The sequence below is a fragment of the uncultured Martelella sp. genome, assembly GCF_963677965.2.
In the GTDB taxonomy this organism is placed as follows: Bacteria; Pseudomonadota; Alphaproteobacteria; order Rhizobiales; family Rhizobiaceae; genus Martelella; species Martelella mangrovi.
In genome coordinates, this window is record NZ_CAXXFM010000001.1 from 1482646 (window position 1) to 1501255 (window position 18610).

The 18610-nt window shown below is 56.6% G+C and carries 15 protein-coding genes and 1 pseudogene; 5 read left to right on the forward strand and 11 right to left on the reverse strand.

Annotated elements, in window-relative coordinates; all coding sequences use genetic code 11:
* The first annotated feature begins 7 nt into the window (after positions 1-7).
* From ACHZCU_RS07020 to ACHZCU_RS07035, 4 genes are all read left to right on the forward strand, one after another.
* The gene (locus tag ACHZCU_RS07020) at positions 8-940 is read left to right on the forward strand and encodes a carbohydrate ABC transporter permease (RefSeq protein WP_394706033.1); all 933 of its coding nucleotides are present in this window, start codon (positions 8-10) and stop codon (positions 938-940) included.
* Complete coding sequence (locus ACHZCU_RS07025) at positions 937-1779, forward strand: carbohydrate ABC transporter permease (protein WP_319518205.1); 843 nt, start codon at positions 937-939, stop codon at positions 1777-1779. Before ACHZCU_RS07020 ends, ACHZCU_RS07025 begins: the two co-directional genes overlap by 4 nt.
* Before the next feature lie 26 nt (positions 1780-1805).
* The gene (locus tag ACHZCU_RS07030; protein ID WP_319518206.1) at positions 1806-4832 is read left to right on the forward strand and encodes a glycoside hydrolase family 38 C-terminal domain-containing protein; all 3027 of its coding nucleotides are present in this window, start codon (positions 1806-1808) and stop codon (positions 4830-4832) included.
* Between the two features lie 83 nt (positions 4833-4915).
* Positions 4916-6127: an ROK family transcriptional regulator gene (locus tag ACHZCU_RS07035; RefSeq protein ID WP_319518207.1), complete on the forward strand. Its 1212-nt coding sequence runs from the start codon at positions 4916-4918 to the stop codon at positions 6125-6127.
* 10 nt (positions 6128-6137) lie between these two features.
* Here the strand turns inward: ACHZCU_RS07035 and ACHZCU_RS07040 are convergent, their stop codons facing one another.
* Positions 6138-7148: a winged helix-turn-helix domain-containing protein gene (locus ACHZCU_RS07040; protein WP_319518208.1), complete on the reverse strand. Its 1011-nt coding sequence runs from the start codon at positions 7146-7148 to the stop codon at positions 6138-6140.
* Here ACHZCU_RS07040 and ACHZCU_RS07045 point away from each other — a divergent pair.
* Positions 7132-7365 carry a hypothetical protein gene (locus ACHZCU_RS07045; RefSeq protein WP_319518209.1) on the forward strand — a complete coding sequence of 78 codons (234 nt, stop codon included), beginning with the start codon at positions 7132-7134 and terminating at the stop codon, positions 7363-7365. The two genes, ACHZCU_RS07040 and ACHZCU_RS07045, sit on opposite strands and share 17 nt — an antisense overlap.
* 20 nt (positions 7366-7385) lie before the next feature.
* On the opposite strand, the gene ACHZCU_RS07050 is transcribed toward ACHZCU_RS07045, so the two are convergent.
* The 10 genes and pseudogenes from ACHZCU_RS07050 to ACHZCU_RS07095 form a co-directional block, all read right to left on the reverse strand.
* Positions 7386-7637 (reverse strand): SDR family NAD(P)-dependent oxidoreductase, encoded by a 252-nt coding sequence (locus ACHZCU_RS07050; RefSeq protein ID WP_319518210.1) that lies wholly within the window; start codon positions 7635-7637, stop codon positions 7386-7388.
* A 646-nt stretch (positions 7638-8283) separates the two neighbouring features.
* A pseudogene (locus ACHZCU_RS07055) lies at positions 8284-8667 on the reverse strand (DUF4150 domain-containing protein); the annotation flags it as partial.
* Positions 8664-9155 carry a DUF2169 domain-containing protein gene (locus ACHZCU_RS07060; RefSeq protein WP_319518211.1) on the reverse strand — a complete coding sequence of 164 codons (492 nt, stop codon included), beginning with the start codon at positions 9153-9155 and terminating at the stop codon, positions 8664-8666. The pseudogene ACHZCU_RS07055 and the gene ACHZCU_RS07060, both read right to left, overlap by 4 nt.
* A 474-nt stretch (positions 9156-9629) precedes the next feature.
* Entirely contained in the window at positions 9630-10652 is a 1023-nt protein-coding gene (locus ACHZCU_RS07065; RefSeq protein WP_319518212.1) for a type VI immunity family protein, read from the reverse strand.
* Positions 10631-11611, reverse strand: coding sequence for a type VI immunity family protein (locus ACHZCU_RS07070; RefSeq protein ID WP_319518213.1), 981 nt, complete (start codon positions 11609-11611; stop codon positions 10631-10633). The genes ACHZCU_RS07065 and ACHZCU_RS07070 overlap by 22 nt, the downstream gene beginning before the upstream one ends.
* Before the next feature lie 13 nt (positions 11612-11624).
* A complete protein-coding gene (locus ACHZCU_RS07075) occupies positions 11625-12698 on the reverse strand; it encodes a hypothetical protein (RefSeq protein ID WP_319518214.1) in 1074 nt (357 codons plus the stop codon).
* Positions 12695-13174: a DUF4150 domain-containing protein gene (locus tag ACHZCU_RS07080; RefSeq protein ID WP_319518215.1), complete on the reverse strand. Its 480-nt coding sequence runs from the start codon at positions 13172-13174 to the stop codon at positions 12695-12697. The genes ACHZCU_RS07075 and ACHZCU_RS07080 overlap by 4 nt, the downstream gene beginning before the upstream one ends.
* Positions 13175-13219: 45 nt before the next feature.
* The gene (locus ACHZCU_RS07085) at positions 13220-14296 is read right to left on the reverse strand and encodes a DUF2169 domain-containing protein (protein ID WP_319518216.1); all 1077 of its coding nucleotides are present in this window, start codon (positions 14294-14296) and stop codon (positions 13220-13222) included.
* 9 nt (positions 14297-14305) lie between these two features.
* Positions 14306-16534 (reverse strand): type VI secretion system tip protein TssI/VgrG, encoded by a 2229-nt coding sequence (gene tssI, locus ACHZCU_RS07090; protein ID WP_319518217.1) that lies wholly within the window; start codon positions 16532-16534, stop codon positions 14306-14308.
* Positions 16535-16675: 141 nt separating this feature from the next.
* Complete coding sequence (locus ACHZCU_RS07095) at positions 16676-17191, reverse strand: Hcp family type VI secretion system effector (RefSeq protein ID WP_319518218.1); 516 nt, start codon at positions 17189-17191, stop codon at positions 16676-16678.
* Between the last annotated feature and the right edge of the window lie 1419 nt (positions 17192-18610).

The window sequence follows — 18610 nt, forward strand, 5'->3', positions numbered from 1 at the left end:
GCGCTTCATGTCCAAAATATCCAGTCCTGCAAATGCAGCTGCCCTGAGCAAGCGCAAGAGAAGCGCTGCCAACAATGCGCCGGTTGCGCCGTGGTTGATGCCACTTATCCTTATCCTGGGCGCATTCTACCTCTATCCGGTAGCAGAGGTCTTTCGACTTGCTTTCACCGATGCAACCTTGCTGCAGCCGGGAGAAAGTTATGGTCTCTCGACTTTCATCGATACGCTGCGGCGACCGGAGCTCGGTCATATTCTGTTCGTGACATTCGTTTTCACCGGCGCAAGCGTCGTCGGCCAGCAGATTTTGGGGCTGGCTGTGGCATTGGTTGTCGTACGCGGCGAAAAGCGCCGTCTTTTCGGCACCACAATCCTGCGCACAACGGCGCTGGTCGCTTGGGTCGTCCCGGGTATCGCGGGCGGTATTATCTGGAAAATGCTCTTCAACGAGGCACCGTTCGGCGGCCTGAACAGTCTTCTGCGACTGTTCAGCATGGGACCTGTGCAGTGGTTGTCCGATCCGCATATCGCCGTCTGGTCAGCCGTACTCTCCAATGTCTGGCGCGGCACCGCATTTTCAATGGTGGTCATGTATGCGGCACTCAAAGCGATCAATCCCGTACTTTATGAAGCCTCGTCCATTGATGGCGCGCGTGCCGGACAGCGTTTCCTTTATGTGACGCTGCCGCAGTTGCGTGGGGCTATTCTCGTCAACATGATCCTGATCACGATCCAGACGCTCAACGTATTCGATGCGATCATTTCTCTGACAGGCGGCGGCCCCGGCCGGGCGACAGAGGTCCTCTCGCTCTATACGTTCAACGTTATCTTCCGCAATTACGACCTTTCGGTCGGCGCTGTTTTGTCGATTGTGATGCTGGTGATCAGTCTTGGGCTTGCGCTTGTCTATGCACGCTTCCTGCCGAAAGGAGCGGGCCGATGAAGGCGTCCACTCAAAACCGCATCGGTGACATATTCAGCTATCTCTTCATGCTGATCTGCTTCACCTTTTTTGCCTGGCCTCTGTTCTGGCTTTTGTCGCTGGCGCTTCGTACCCGCAAGGAGATCTATCTGGGCGTCAGCCGTCTGATCCCGCACTATCCGACACTCGACAATTTCATTCAGATTCTGTCATCGCCGAAGTTCGGATTGTACCTCTGGAACGCACTCAAGCTTTCTACCATGAGCGGTGTTTTGTGTCTGGCCGTTGCGCTGCCTGCTGCATATGCGTTTTCGCGCCTGAAAATGCGCGGCAAGGGGCCGTGGCTGATGGCAATTCTTGCACTTCAGATGATCTCGCCTCTGGTCATCATGATCCCGCTTTATCGCTACATGGCCTCCCTCAATCTGCTCGACAACCAGTTCAGTGCGATCATGGTCTACACCGCGCTTGTGGTGCCGATGGTCACGTGGATCCTGAAGGGCTTCATGGATGGCATTCCGCGCAGTCTCGATGAAGCGGCGCTGATCGACGGCGCAAGTCACTTCGGTGTGTTTTTCAGGGTCATCCTGCCATTATCAACGCCGGGCATTGCCTCAGCCTTCATCATCGCCGTGATCACCAGCTGGTCGCAATTTCTGGTGCCGTTCCTTCTGATTACCAAGGAATCGCTCACGCCGATTTCGGTCGGCATTTTCCAATATGCCGGAACGCAGAACGATTCCTCCATGCAGGTGCTGGCCGCAGCCTGTCTGGTTTCCGTCGCCCCGGCCATCATCGCCTTTCTGCTGCTGCAGCGCCTCATCCTCAGCGCCATGACGGCTGGTGCCGTCAAGGGTTGACCCAACATTCATACGGAATTCTTATCATGTCACTTACCCTCACTCAGCGCCTCGAACGGCTCAAGGTACGTCTGCAGGAACTGGAATACTGGCGCGCGCGCTCGTCCATCACCATCACCGGTTGGCAGTTCAACGGCCAATCTATCGCACTTGGAGACCCCTGGCCTCACGACAAGGGACCAGTGTGTTTTTCCGCTGATGTTGAAGTGCCGTCTACATGGAAACTCGATGACACCCGAGTCTTTCTCGACCTTGGCGGCGAAAGCCTGGTGACGTTCAAGGCGTCCGAAGGCATTGAAAAAAGCCACGGCCTCGACGTTTTTCACCGGGAGTTTCCCGCGCCGGCGGCGCGCTTCACGATCAGTTCTGAAACGGTCGCGCGGGCGCCCTTCGGTGTGCCGGTCAAGAAGCCGCACCTTGAAAAGGCAGACCTATTCTGGCTCGACAGGCCGGTCGACGATCTCTGGCTGCTGTTGCGGCAGATCGCTGAAACCATCGAGGTTATCGAAGGTCACGATGCCGTTCCACATCTTGTTGCAGCAGCCGAAGACGCCCTTGCTGCTCTTGACTGGCCATCGTCGACCGCCGACTACATTTCCCGAACCGCACCGGCCCCCATGCAGCAGAAAATCTGGCAGTTGCCACCGCTCAAGCATGATCCGGCAAGCCTCTCCGATACCCAGCGGGACAGCGTGATCGCGGTTTACGATACGCTTGTCGCAGCGTTGAAGTCACTGCGGGAACGGTTCCCGCCGCAGGGCCACGTCACACTCACCGGTCATGCCCATATCGATCTGGCCTGGCTATGGCCCTATGCGGAAACGCGCCGGAAGAACCGTCGCAGTTTTCACACCACGATGCGCCTGATGGAGCGTTCGCAAGACTTCCGCTTCAACCAGACAACCGCGCATTACTATCGCCAGCTTGAAGAAGACGATCCTGAGCTTCTACAAGCCATTATCGAACGGTCGAAGATCGGTCAGTGGGAAGTGCTCGGTGGCATGTGGGTTGAACCCGATACCAATATGCCGACCGGCGAGAGCCTCAGCCGCCAGATCCTTTATGGCCAGCGCTATTTCGAGCGTGTTTTCGGCGCGCGGCACAGTGTTTGCTGGTTGCCGGATTGCTTCGGCTTTTCACCGGCCTTGCCGCAGCTTCTGCTGCAGGGCGGAATGACCAGCTTTCTGACGATCAAGGTCAACTGGTCGGAAACCAATCGCTTTCCGACAGACCTGTTCTGGTGGGAAGGCCTAGATGGCAGCCGGGTGCTCACGCATACGTTCGATAATCCCGTCGATGGCTATAATGGTGTCGTCCGTCCCGACTCGATCATGAACACCTGGCGCAACTTCCGCCAGAAGGATACCCACGACACGACGCTTTTCAGTGTCGGTCATGGAGACGGCGGCGGTGGCGTGACGCCGGAGATGGTGCGGCGCGAAGAACAGTTACGGATGTTCCCGGTTTTGCCCGAGACGCGCTGGGGGCTGGTTTCGGATTTCTTCGATGCAGCGCACGAGACCGCGTCGGCAAAATCGCTGAACGTCTGGCGCGGCGAAATCTATCTCGAACTGCATCGCGGCACCTATACAAGCCAGAGCGTCGTCAAACGACTGCATCGACGTGCGGAACGCGATCTGATCACGGCCGAGACACTGGCAAGCCTCGACTATCTCACGGGCGGCGTTTACCCGGCGTCGTTGGAGGAAAGCTGGCGGACGGTTCTCAAGAACGAGTTCCACGACATTTTGCCCGGTTCCAGCATCGCCGAAGTTTATCGCGACGCCGCCGAAGAACTTGAGGGCATCATTGAAACGGCGAGGACACGCCGCGAGGGCAGGTTAACGGCCATTGCCGACCGCATCGATGATGGCGGCAATGGCGTGCTTCTGGCCATCAACCCAACGCTTCAGCCGATGCCGCTGCGTTTTGAAGGGCCGCAGGGTCCGGTCGCTGCCGCAAGACAGCTGCCGCCGCTGTCGCTCAATATCCTGAGCGATAACGACATGCAGCCCGCCGGGTCGGTTTCCGGCGGTGAGCGTCATCTCGAAAACGATCTTTTGAAGGTGACGCTTGGCGACGATGGCACCATCCAAAGCCTCGTTCACAAGCCGTCAGGGCGCGAAACGATGGCCGGGCCGGGCAATCAGCTGATGGCCTATCCGATGGACAAGCCGCGCAACTGGGATGCCTGGGACATTGAAGACGATTACGCGGCCCATGCAGAATCGGTGGACGCTGTCGATGACATTTCCTTGGTTGAAACCGGGCCGCACCGCGTTGCAATCCGTATTGCCCGTAAATGGCGCCACTCGCGTATCGTTCAGACGCTCTCGCTGATGGCAGGAAGCCCGCGTCTCGATATTCATACGGAGATTGACTGGCATGACCGGCGCGTTCTGTTGCGCAGCGAAACGCCGGTTGCCATTCACCATGGCAAGGTCACCGGCGAATGCGCCTATGGCGTTGTAGAACGGGCTTCGCATGCCAACACCAGCTGGCAGCAGACGGCGTTCGAGTTTCCTGCCCATCGCTTTGTCGACATGTCGGAAAACGGTTTCGGCGTGGCCCTGCTGAACGATGCAAAGTACGGTTATAGCGCGCGGGGCAACATTCTGGGCCTGTCCCTTCTGCGCGCGCCAATCTATCCCGACCCGCTTGCAGACGAGGGATATCAGGCATTCACCTATTCGATCATGCCGCACGAAGGCCCATGGCACGACACCGGTGTGCGCGAGGAGGCAGAACTCTTGAACCAGCCCCCGCTCACGCTCTCGGTTTCTGGCAAGGTGGTCTGTGAAAACCAGCCTCTGATCGTTTCCGGCGTTCCTGCCGCACTTTCTGCGTTGAAGTGCCGTGAGGACAGCGAAAAAGACCTTGTTCTGCGTGTTTATGAGCCTGCCGGTCGCCGCGGAGTGATTGCGATCAGCCCGCCGGATGGATTTGCTGTTTCCACTGCAGTGACATTGATGGAGGAGCCTTTCGAAGCGCTTGTGGCGGAAGACGCACTGATGCCTTTCGAGGTCAAAAGCTGGATATTGGAGAAGAAATAGAAAACCGCCAACTCAATCCGGGCTTGCAATTGCTGCTTCTTCAATGAAAAACGGCTATAAGAGGTATCGGAGGCGCAGGAGCAATGAAACTGTCAGGAGCCAATGGCAGTCAGGCCGCAATCCGCAACCGTGCTATGATTCTGGGTGCAATCCATCGCCACGGCCCGGTCTCACGTACGGAGCTTGCGGAGAAATCGAGACTGACCAAACAGGCCGTGACCCGTATCGTCGAACGGTTGCTTGATGACAGACTGGTGGTAGAGGCGCGCCGCCGCCACGGCCTGCGCGGGCAACCGGCGATCGAACTGGAGATCAATCCGGACGGGCTGTGCTCGATCGGTCTGCATATCGACCGTTCCCATGTGACCATTCTTGCCGTGAATGCAATCGGACAGGTCGTTGATCACGAGCATCATGAAACGCCTTTCATGATGCCGAAAGCGGTCATGAAGTGTCTGAAGGACACGATCCGGGACTTTATGCGTCGCGGTGCGATCAACAAGGAAAGGCTTGCCGGGATCGGGGTTGCTATCCCGGACTGGCTTGGCGAGGTCGACGTTATCGGCCTGCCGGAGCGCTATCGTGCCTGGCGTGACTTCGATTTGCGAGCGGCCATTGCTGAATTTGCCGATTATCCTGTTTTCATAGACAATGATGCCAATGCGGCAGCTCTCGGCGAGGTTGAATACGGTCTCGGCGATGAGATGCCGACCTTTTTCTATATCCTCGTCAATGCCTGTCTCGGAGGCAGTCTGGTCGTGGACGGGCGTCTGCACAAGGGGGCAAGTGGCCTCAGTGGGGAAATCGGCTGGGTTCCACTGGCCTTTGACGACAGCTTCCCGGATGGTGAAACGCGCCCGATTGGCGACATGTTTTCACTTTTGATCCTGCAGGACCGTCTCGCCCGACAGGGATTTTCCGTCGGGCGTCCTTCCGACCTGCTGGCGTTGGACGCGAGCGGCAAGGCCATCGTGGACGACTGGCTGAAGGCTTTTGCGGTCAAACTTGCCGAAGCCATTATCAATGTCGGCATGATCGCCGATCCGGATGGCATTATCATTGGCGGCAGGCTTCCGGCGCTTCTGATCGACAGATTGCTGCTTTATGTGCATGACGAGGTCGCCAAAAGGGGCGAAACCGCACCCTCTCTGCATAGAGCCGCAGCCTCAGCCGATGCGGTTGCTCTCGGCGCGGCGGCTATCGCGCTGGCGCATCGTCTCGGATTGCCCTCAGCCGATAAAGCTCAGATAACCAGAACGCCACTGGCCAACAGCGACACCGAGATGGCAGTCTGACTGCTGTTGATCACCCATCTGAAGCAGGCAGCGGTAAAAATGCCTGTTTCAATGTAACCATGGCTGCACCGCGCGCAATTGCTGTCCCCGTATCTTCAAGCCGATTAACTGCGGGAATCCAGCGGGTGGCGATGAAGTGGCCTGCTTTCAATGCCTTGCCAGCAACAACTCGTTCAACGATTGTATCGAGAACCGGCTCAGGCAGGCTTCCACCTATCCAGAACTCGCCAGGCGATACAAAGGCCGAGATCGCGACAATCGCGTCCAGCAGACGACTGGCCGCGTGTTCAACCCACTCATCTTCCGGCCGGCCGGCGGCAATATGAGCGTTGAAGGACAAGAGCCCTGCGGTTTCGTTCAGCGTCGGGGCGTCCGGAGCAGGACGCATCGCCCCGATTTGACCTGCACATCCGCGCGCTCCGTAGAAAAAACGGTCGGAGAACATGGTGCCGGCCCTCACCGTTTCATCAATGAGGATGACGCCCATACCGATGTCGGTATTAACACCGGGCGTCAATCGCAGGCTGCTCAGCGCAGCCTCGGTATCGCGAACCTGAAACATCTTACATTTTTGTCCATCTCGCTGCTGCAATAAAGCTACGAGAAGATCAGCAGACGCTGGGTCGCTGGCAACGGCAATATCCGGGATCCTGCGGGGTGATGGCGCCTCAACGATATCGTCGATCCATTCCAACACGTCTCCGCAGCTGCCGAATTCCCGCTCATCAACCACCGCTCCTGCTAAGCTGACAACGGCAATACGGGCTTTTTTCTTGTACAGGTAGACACCGATACCTATCCCTGCATCCTCAATGATTGAAAAAGTTGCGCCCTGCCCGCCACCTGCGGGTGAATGCTGCTTCAAAAAATGCGACTCCACCATGCGCCGGACAATGCTTGCAATCGCAGTCTCAGTTAGTCCCAATGCCCCGGCGAGTGCACGCCGCGTCAGAGCACCGTTCTCGCGCAATGCGGCGAGGACGGCACGGGTGTTGTGATCGGAAATGTCCGCAGAGCTCATACCCGGCAGTTTTTCCTCGATCCTGCCGGGCCTTGCGTCCTTGCTTGTTCTGACTGTTCTCAATGCTGCTGCTTCAGCTTTCCTGAAAGAAATCCGCTTGTTGCCAATTGCCCATCCAAGCTTTGTAGCAAACGAAAATCATTTCGGAAATGCCTGCAACTTAAGCAGAGCAGTCCTCCGGGAAGCGATATCGCTGTTGATTGCCACTGAGAACTGACCCGGCGTTTCCACCGAGAATTAGCTCCGACGCACTTTTGCTGAACGAGAAGTGCTATTGACGTTGATGTTGCGCTCGCCGGCTTCCAGCGCAGAGCTTTTGGTGATGCCGCGCAGCCTCCACTTTGAGGCGGAATAAGCCAGCAGTCCGGCTTTGCCACACACGCCGAATGTACCGCCAACATTGACCAGAATATCGACCCGGCCAAACGTTTCCAGTGTTTTGTCGGCCGCTGTCTGGCATTGCGATGCATCCGATGACGAGAACAGCACGATCTTCGATCTGAAGCGTTGCGACAAGCTGATCGATTACGCCGGTATCGCAGCCGCCTATCCGTGCCCTCGAAGAGGCCCATATCCGGAACAACGTGATGGGTTTTTCCCTTACGCAATTTACAGGCCGAATCAATTTTCTCATACGCCCCGACAAGGCACTTGTCCTTGTCATCTTCACCTGACACCCAGCCATTGGGATTGGGCGGAACCGGGGCGACAGGCTTGGGATCTGGCTTTTAACCGCCTCGCGATGCCTTTTGAGCTTTGCCTTGGTTTGGTTGCGGATATCCCCGCCGCTGTCCCAGAAGAGGAGAGCATTGATTTCATCCTGAGCGCTTTTGAGAAGCGCCGTTTCGTAGTTATCCCGCGGTACCTCGTCGGAGAAATTCATCTTGGTTGGAGCCAGAATGCCTTCAAGGGTCACAATGGCAAGCGCCCCTACGGCGACTGTGCCGAGCCCGGTTGCGGCTACGCCTTCTGCTGCCGCTGCTGCGCCGCCCGCTGATCCTGCTGCTTCGATTGCCGCTACCGCCACTGGCGAGAGAAACGCCAGTTGTTGTCCCACGGGCGCTGCCTTGTCATCGGGATATGTGTCGCCATAGGTCTCGGTATCCTCGCTCCAGTAGACGCAGCCGAATGTATTGCTGCAGTTCATATAATATTTGTCGAGATTACGGATGACGGGGGAGCCTTCGGTGCGCACGGTAGCGGAATGGTCGAGCGGTTCGCAGATATCGCCCACCGTGCCGGATTTGACGCCCTTGGCCGTGCCCGGCTCGTCGCCGTGGCAGCAGGTGGTGCTGGAGCGCAGCACCATGGCCTTCTGGCCGGTGAAGAACACGGAAGATGTGTAATTGTCCGCCGCCTCGTCGGGATAACCGACGATGCAATAGGGGATCGGCGGGGTGGAACTGCCGATCGGCGTCTTGCAGACATCCGGCGTCAAGGACAGGATTTTCGGCTTGGCATTATCCCGGATTGCCTCGCGCGGCGTATCGGTCCAGTCGGGATCGGGCGGCAGGCTCATGATGCGGCCTCCGTTTCTTCACCGTCGGGATTGGCGGGAATGGCCGGGGTCGTCTTGCCGTCCTGCCCATGCGCATCGGCAAGCGTGATCCGGCTGATGCCGTCCTGCCACATGAAGGCGCGCCGCCAAGTCAGCCGCAACGTCGGCGGTTTGGCCACGAGGTTGAAGTGAACGCCGTCGAGGTTGAGCCCGGCGTGTGTCTCTGTGCCGTTTTCGCGCGTGGCGATGGCCGTTGGCGATAGTGTCGGCAGTTTCAAAACGATGCGTTTCTGCTCCGGATGCAGGTTGACGAGTTCCACCCGTTCGCCGCCTTTCAGGAAGGGCGAGAAGATCATGTCCGGATGGGCGCAATTGTAGAAGCGATAGTCGAAATCGAACGGCAGGAACGGATGGCGTGTTTCAAGCCAGCTTTCGTCATAGGTGCCGGCATATTGCTGGCGGAAACGCCAGACCGGCGTGACCGGCGCAAAACCCTGCGGCTGACGCATACGGCGAACTAACGGCGCCCCCAGTCAGTTGAAATGAGTGCTTGTTGACATAAAAATCGTTTTAAATCAATTGATTGACAGGATTCAAAAAGCGGCTCTCGCAGAGAAGCCGTCTCTATATTGACGCTACGCGCCAATATACCGGCACCCACCCCGCCATGGGAAGACACTAAAAAAGGGGCTGGATGTAACGCTTACGTCAAGTCCTCCGGAGTGACATCCGGTTTCCATTTCTTTCCACTCTCCTGACCGCTATAGATGCAATATTCGATGTCTTCGGGAAACAGCGTCATATAGTCCATGGCGCATTCGAAAAGTCCTCGCCGTTTCTCGGCCGCCCAGCCATTAAAAAATAGACTGACACGAGGATGCCGACGCGAGAGCGGATTTTTTCAATGCTATCATCTCTGTAGATGCCACGCGTCTCTATATCTTTCGGATTGAGTTTCAGATCTGTCGGGATTCTCATGTCGCTCAATCGAACCGCCTTATCCATTTCAGCGTTTCGGCCAGCCGGGCCTCGCGGCCGGTGTTCAGGTGTTTGGGAAGCTTGATGACACTGAACTTGTAACCCTCGAAACGGATCGGCTTGATGATACGGGCAGCGGTGCGATAGCCTTCGGGAATACCGCCGGTGGCCTCGTCGCCAAGGGCGGGAAGCTCCGAGGCCCGGATCAGCGCGCCGCCCTCGAAATAATACATGGTCATGCCCTTGGTCATCTGGCTTTCGACGGCCACATAGCCGCCCAGCCTGTCGAGGTTCGGTCTCCCCAGGATCGACAGCCAGTTTGAGGAGCGGGGCTGGTCGCATTCGCCATTCCTCTCGCACTCGTTCCAATATCGCCCCATGGCATCATATTCCAGCGCCGGGTACTGCATCAGCCACGGATAGTAATAGGCTTCGGTGGCCGATGTCTCATTGCCCGGCAAGGAAAGTGCACCAAGCCCAGCCGAGCCGTGGATGGCACCGAGCTTCTCGCTCCATTGACGGATGATCTCGACAAAGCGATCAGGAGAGGAGAATACGAAGCTTGGAGGGAAATGCGCTTTGATACCTGAAAGCGTGTGCCACGTTTTCTCTTTTGGAAATGCGAACGCCATGAACCGGCAGAAGCTGGGATCACTGTCTTCGGCCTCGTCGAAATGAAAAAGATCGAAATAAACCTCGTCGCCCTCAGCCGAAGCCGTAACATGGTCTTTCAGGTCTTCTGGAACAACACCGACCTTCCATTCTTTCCCGCGTGGAAGATCATCAAAGTGATAGTATGTTATTTCTTCGGGAAACAGCGTCATATAGTCCTTTGCACATTCGAACAGCCCTTGCCGTTTCTCGGCCGTCCAGCCATCAAGGAAGTAAATCGATACAAGGATGCCGACACGAGAGCGAATTTTTTCAACGCTATCATCTCGATAGATGCCACGGGTTTCGATATCTTTCGGATCGAGTTTCAGGTCGGTCGGAATATCCATCTCGCTCAATCGAACCTTCGTATCCATTCAAGCGTGATCTCAGGTCCGTCAACATCGAAAGGTTCGAGGATGACGCCGTATTTGTAACCTTCGAAGCGGATCGGCTTGATGATGCGGGCGGCGGTGCGATAGCCTTCGGGAATGCCGCCGGTGGCCTCGTCGCCAAGGGCGGGAAGCTCCGAGGCCCGGATCAGAGCGCCGCCCTCGAAATAATACATGGTCATGCCCTTGGTCAACTGGCTTTCGACGGCCACATAGCCGCCCAGTCTGTCGAGGTTCGGTCTGCCGAGGATCGTCAGCCAGTTGGAGGAGCGGGGTTTGTCGCTTTCTCCAACCTCCTCACATTCATCCCAATAATCGCCCATGGCGTCATATTCCAACGCTGGATACTGCATCAGCCAGGGGTAGTAATAGGCTTCCGTGACCGACGTTTCACTTCCCGGCATTGAGAGCGCGCCGAGACCCGCGGAGCCATGGATGGCGCCAACCCTCTCGCTCCATTGACGGATGATCTCGACAAAGCGATCAGGAGAGGAGAATACGAAGCTTGGAGGGAAATGCGCTTTGATACCTGAAAGCGTGTGCCACGTTTTCTCTTTTGGAAATGCGAACGCCATGAACCGGCAGAAGCCGGGATCACTGTCTTCGGCCTTGTCAAATTGAAAAAGATCGAAATAGACATCATCGCTTTCCGATGACGCTGTCACATGCTCTTTCAAATCTTCTGGATTAGCCCCCGTTTTCCATTTCTTGGCACGCTCTTGGTCGCCATAGTGATAATAGCTGATATCTTCGGTAAACAGCGTCATATAGTCATTGGCGCATTGAAAAAGACCACTCCGTTTCTCGGGTTTCCATCCTTCAAGGAAATAGATCGACACGAGGATGCCGACGCGAGATTTGATCTTTTTAGCATTTTGGCTACGTAAAATGCCACGCGTCTCTATATCTTTCGGATCGAGTTTCAGATCTGTCGGTATTTCCATATCTTACCTCCACTCAGGTTTTGAGGCCTTCGCATTTATCGCTCTTCGACTCGCCGCCGCCGTTTTTGAAGCAGGTACAATCTTCAGCGATATCAAGTTCGATCACATCTTTTTTGGGGTTAAGACCCTGTTTCTTTGCGATTTTTCTATATTCGCCATTCCGTTGCATCTTGGTCTGTCCATCCACACCACCACCGGCTCTCGGAAACTTGAGCTCGAATATCTTCCAGAGTTTTCCATCCTTCCACCAGGAAATGTCAGGCCGCGGCATGCCGGTATAAGGATAATGGCTCGACGGCATACCGGGATTTCTGGAGCTGTTTCTTGGAATATAACCATTCGGTACATTCGGATCATAGCTGACTTCCGGGCGCGGGCCGTCAGACTCAGGCGTTGAGGGATAGCGGGCGGTACCGTCGGGAAATGTTCCGTTTTCCGGGTCGTAATAGCGTTTGCGTAGCTCGTTTTCCACACATCGGGTCAAGGTCTGTGCGCCCTGCCGGTCGTTCATGCAGTCGCAGGCGATCTCGCAGATCTCGTCGCAGGGGTTCTTGCCGCTGGCCTTCGCGCCCGCGGCCACAATGCGCACACCCGATTGCGTGCCGCTTTTCTCCTCCGCCTTTTTCTGGGCGTAGGTATCCAGGATCGCCTGCGCCTGTTGCGGCGTCAGCGTGCCTGCATCAACGGTATGGCCCGCGGCAACGCTCAGAACATCGGAAAGCGCCGGGATCAATTCGTCGGCCTCGAACTTGATCCCGTATTCCGCCGGCGCCATGCTCTGCCAGAAACTCTTGTGGAAGACGTTGGTCTTGTCCCGCCCCCAGAGAAGATGCTGGCTGACGATGATTTCCTGCGCCGACGGTTCGGACAGGAGCTTCCTCACCTGTGCCATTTCGGAATCCGGCGCGTATATCTCGGGCGGATTCTCGAGCAGGAAGGCTGGGATTGCCGTTGCTCTCGCGACAAGCGGAATTTCTCTTCCCATGGTCCTCAGCATGTCGGCGAGGGCAAATTCAAGCGCATTCGCCTGCTGAATATATTTTATGTAGTTACCGACAATAGTGCCGATTGTCGCTTCCCCGGTCATTCCGCGTCTCCGGAAGCATTGTCGGGAAGCATGCCAGGCCATCCCCTTGCGATATTGTCGATTGCCGGCGTCGTGGTGGATCGTTCGGAGCTGACGATAAAGGTGAGCTTGCCGATGGTGTTGCGGTTATTCATCCACCATTCGTCACCATGACGGACGGCCGGCTTCCCATTGACCCGCACCGTATCCGAAAAGGTTTTCGGCTCGCAGACCGAGCCGACCGTGCCCGATTTGACCCCCTTGCCGGTTCCCGGCGCATCGCCGGAACATTGGGTGACGAGCGAAGCGGTATTGTGCGCCCTGTTACGGGTGAAACGGACAGTCGCGACCGTATTGGCGTCATCGCCCTGAATAGCGGAAATCGAATAGGGGATCGGAACATAGCCGGAGCCGGCGGGCGTCAGGCAGACATCCGGCGTGACGCTGACGATCAGACCCATGTTCGTGTCACGGCTTGCTTCCTTGTAAGATGGCATGCTGTGGCCTCCTCGCTCTCAATTGTCTTCGAATGGCTTCTGCGGTCATGCCTCTTGCGTGTCCTCAAGCCCGTCGAGAGTTGAGGCCGGGTACTTTTGCGTGTCTTCCAACGATCCGGAAAAGAGATCGATCTTGAAGAATTGCGGGCAGATCGGCAGCCAGGACCGCCAGGTGATGTCGACGGTGAAAGGCTCCTCGCGGATATCGATATGGACGCCGTCGCAGTTCAGCCGGACAAACACCTCGCGGTCGTCGATCCACTGGTAGTGGGCCACCGGCTGAATGCCGGGCAGGTTGAAGATCAGGTTTTTGCCGCCCGGAAGAGCAGCCGCCACAAACACCTCTTCGTCTCCGCGCAGGTGGCCTTTCTGGATCAGTCGTGGATTGGCGGACTGGTAGAACGCGTAGTCGAAATCGGAAGGAAGCCGCGGGTGGCGGGTATCCAGCCAGTCCTTGTCATAGGTGCCGGCATATTGCTGGCGCGCGCGCCAGAAGGGCGGGATCGGCGCGAAACCAGCAACCTCATGGGCAACGCCCATTTTCGTGCGGTCGGCGCGATCGTCTTCCGAAAACAGCATAGGGTGGCGATAGGTCTTCTCTCTGTCGAGAAAACGTTCATTGAGAGTGGCGATACCGAGAGGGTTGTTCGGAACGGCCTCCATCGGCGGAGCCCCTGCAACGAGATTGCTGGATGCAACACGGTAATCAACCAATGTGCTTTCGAGCGTGATCGGATCTCCGAGCTGCCATGCCTCGCCGGACCATGACCATGTGCGCAATCCCGTCACGTCGACAACATAGCCATGGTTCCCGACCTTAACCCCGGTTTTCCAGCCCGTCTTCGTGTTCCGCTCACGAGGATAGGAGCGCATCAGCACGGTTACATCGGCATTCGGTTTGAACGGAACGAGATCGGACACTTTTGTCAGCGGCGACTTTTGCGGATCGGGCCCCGCATAAGTGTCGTCAAGAACGAGGCTTTGCTCTTCGTCGAGGCTAAGATTGCCGGCGGGATCAAGATTGAAACGACCGCGAACGCTGACCACAGCCATTCGCGCGCCGTCGCGGTGGAGTTGCTCGTAACCGATAGCGGCAAAGCCGGTCGTGTTTTTGTCCAGCATGGTCTTCCCTCAATTCAGATCGATGAGCTTGCCGTTGATTTGAACATGGCCGGAAGCGGTGAAGTTGAATTTCGTTCCGGAAATTGTGACGTTGCCTTCCTTGTCCATGATCAGGCGAGATTTGCCGACAGTGATGCTGAGCTCGTCGCCAACCTTGATGATGAATTTCTCGCCGACATTGACTGTCTGCGTATGCCCAACAGTTGTATTCTTGTAGGCACCGATCTGCTCTGTTGAGGCGATGCCGACGGTAGTGGTCTGAAACCGTTCGATCAGGGTCGAGTAGATGCCGGAAAGCGGCATGACCGAGGAGAGAATGCCGCCAAGCTCCGCAGCCGTTGCCTGCTGCTCGCCACCCGCCTTCGTAAAATGATTGCCCGAGGCACTGAAGGCGGTGTTGCCGCCGAAAACGGCGCTTTCCACCATGGAGCTCCCTGCCGCAAGGGTCTGGGCAAATTCACCAATCGCACCCATGCCGGTAGAGGAGGCGCCAAGCAGGCAGTCTGTTGCCCCTCTCGCGATGGCCGTTCCCAAAATGGCGGTGAGGGCCGCGCCGGAACCGCCGATGGCAAGCGTCTTCGAGCCGCCGATCTTTTCGTGATGGTTGGCGCCGATATCGGTGTTTCTGTTGCTGCCGACGCTTTCGACCTGGTTGTTTTCGACGCGGGTGGCGTGGTTGTTCAGGACGCGGACGGTGTGATCCTTCTGGGCATGGAGGAACACATTCTGCTGGCCGTTTTCATTCTCGAAGGAAAGCTCGTTATAGCCCTTGCCCTTGTGGGTGTCAGAGCGCAGAACCGATCTGGTTTTGTTGTCGGGCAGCGCATAGGGCAGACGGTTTCGTTCGTTATAGACACGACCGGTGACGACCGGCTGGTCCGGCTCATGCTGCAGGAAAGAGACGATCACTTCATCGCCGACGCGCGGCAGAATGACCTGGCCTTCCATCGCGCCGGCATATCCGTCGGAGACCCGCACCCAGCATGAGGACCGTTCGTCGCTTTCGCCGTATCTGTCCCACTTGAACTGGAGGATGACCCTGCCGGCCTTGTCAGTGTAAATCTCCTCGCCCTCAGGCCCCGTAACGACGGCGGTCTGGTCTCCGATCAGGGGCGGGACGATTTCCTGCGGACGGTATGGCAGTCGCGCCGGCATGGCCGTGAACCGGTTGGAATAAGTGGTGGAGCCTAAGCCGGCTTCCTCCTTCAGCGCCTGCGGCTGCTCGCCCTTATGGGAGACCGACAGAAGGTGCCATTCGATATTGCAGTCGTCGTTGAGGTGATCGGTGAGAGCCGTCTTGAAGCCCGGCGACAGGTGGATGGCATTGGTCTGGCCGTTGGCTGTCGTCGCCTCGACGCGAACCGCCTCCATCCGGTATTGCGTGGACGGCTTGCCGGCGGCATCCTGCTTGTAACGGCCCGGATAGCTGTAAAGGTCGTAATTCCTCTTGGAACCGTTGTCCTCCTGCCGGTCGGCGCGATGTTCCTGGCTATAGCCGGGGCGCTTGAAGGTATAATCGCGCTGGGTATAGGAGGTGGAGCGCAGCTTTTCCCGGACCGAGAAACGGTTGCAATAAACGCCCTTCACCGCGCCGCCCGGATTGGCGTTGTATTCCAGTTCCGGCATGTCGGGTAATTGGGCGACGATCTGCGGCGTGTCGATGAAATGAGCCGTGTGTTGGCCGTTTTCGCCATAGGTGAAATAAAACCAGATGCCCTCGTCGGCGGCGATGCGTTTGATGAACGCCAGATGCGTCTCGCGATATTGCACGCAGAATTCGCGGGCCAGATGTTCGCCGGCGAGATGCCACTGGACATCCTCGATGCCGCATTCCTTCAGCACCTCCCTGATGATGTCCGGCACGGCCTTCTGCTGGAAGATGCGACAATCGGAGCCATGCTCAAGCCGGGAGAGCATCGGCAGAAGCGTGATCTTGTAGAAAGTGCGGCGGAAGCCCTCGTCTTCGCGGTCGATACCGGCGATGACGCCGGACAAATGCCGGATGCCGGCATATTTGTGATGGATGGTCAGCGTCGCCGGGGTATCAAGCAGCGCGTTGAGGTCGATGCGCGGATCGTCGGAGACCAGTTCGATATCGACCTGCGTAAGATCGAACAGTTTTTCCTCCGCCGCGAAGCCATGAACGAGAAGCTTCGCATCCTTCAGGGCCGGCGCCTCGAAGGTGAAGGCGATGTCCTGATCCTGATACAGGACCGGCATGTCGATGATGGCGTTCATGACGAACTCCCATTGCGGTGCACAGCCTCTCGCGGATTTGCATCCAAAAAGGGCACTCAATAATATTTCTCAATTAATGATTGAGGTTATGGACACACCTCCGGGGCGGAATGGCTCCGGAGGTGCTTATGCCTTGCCCGATCAGGCGGCCGGCGCGCGCCAGTCGTCGGAGCCGGATGTACCCGAGGCCGTGTGTTCCCAGGTGATCTTGCGGTAGGAAAGCTCGATCTTCACCAGCTGGGTGAAATCGGCATTCTTCGGATTCTGGCAGTGCGGCAGGGTGCAGTCCATGTCGGTCACCAGCGCATCTTCCAGCGTGGTGGTAAAGAAGTGCTCCTGCTTGCCGGCGGTGTTGGTGCGATACCATTTAACATCGCATTTGGTCAGCATCTCGCCGGTGCACAGTGCGTTATAGAGCAGCGGCACGGCCTTGTTCAGCGTGCAGGTGAACTTGAACGGCGTATGCACACGCTGGCCGGCCGGCTGCCCCGACTGCGGGTCGCGGGGGATGACGACGGTATGGTCGATGGCCTGGACCATGACCTCGTCCTCATGGCCTTCCTGCCAGACATTGCCGACCGAATCCTCGGTAAAGGCGCCTTGCGTGATCGGGCCCTGCGTTGCGCCCTCGATCGTGATATAAGCGGGTGTGGGCATGGGTTACTCCTGCCTGTTGTGAGGACGTCTGCCGGGTTTTTGCCTCGCGCAATGGACGGACGGAAAACCGGTTTCCACTTTTCCTGCCATTGCGCCTGTCGCCAAACATGCAAGATCCGGCAGGCGTCTTTCGTTTCCGTGTTCTCAAATGCCGCGGCACCATGCCGTCGACGTATTCAGACCCGTCGGCGTCAAACAGCGGCGGGCAAATATTATCTGGCATAAACTGTGCCAGAGATGAATTTCCTAAGCACAAATCCGATAATATATTGATATTAAACGGATATTTTACCATATATAGCAGCAACGCATCCATATGATGCGAGTATTTATGTAAATAAATTCAATAAACTTCGGCCAAAAATGGCCGGCAAAAGTACGGACATAACGCCAAAATCCGTCGTAACCCATTGATACAGAATAGTGAATTCGGTTCGGCCAAAAATGGCCAAGTCTAGCCATTTTTGGCCAGCACCATTGAGTACGGAAATATTCGTTTCAAATCAGTGGCTTGTTACATGGTATGGGTTGTGTATGACTTACATAAACCGGAATTCTTCGATTCAGAGATCCTGAAAAGTCCGAATCATCTCTTATTATGTTCCGACTTCTCGACCGTCGGATGGTGCCGACGCGGCTCTTCAGCGCGCGTTTGGGATGGTCGGTCTGGCCGCTATCATGGCGCGTCACTCCCCTCCGCTTTTCCGAGGAGAAGCCGGCATCAGCGTTGCATGAGAAGAAACAGCCGCCGCCGGACATTCTTCTGACACGGCAGTGCTTCCGCGAGAAATGCGAAAAATGAAACGCGGTTTCTCTGGCGCATGCGAAAATCTATCCGGCAGGGACAGAAGCCAGCAAGGCGAATGCGACGCTGTCAACCCGGATCGGCTGTCACGCCAGACTTTTGCTCGATTGCGGACGGGACATCACGCTGGGCGCGTGCTGAAATCGGGAATGAGACAAGCCGGAAAATAAAAGAATAGTGCGTGCACAGGATACGAGAAAATAATGTATAATCCCGTAAATTTAAAATAGTATCAGTTCAGAAAGAGTATTAACTGTAAAATTAATAATCGCATGACTCGTCGAGGAGAATCGCAGGCGATAAAAAGACTGCGAATCAGTCGTCAAACATCTGCTTCGCCCATCGTTATTGATGGCGGAGGGGCATGAGAAATACGAGAGTTGAAATGCGCTGACTTGAGTATCAGGGCTGAAAAAGGCTGAGCCCCGGAAGATTGCAGTCCTCCAGACCCTATATAAATCGTGTGCCACGATTGGTCTTCTCATTCCACGCACCACGGAACAAGTCAAGTTGAATGCCACCGCTCGGTAGGCGTGAACGAATGAACCTTATCTGAACACCGGGATCGGACGTGCTCTTTGTCGTGCATGGCGCCATGCTCGATACGATCGAAA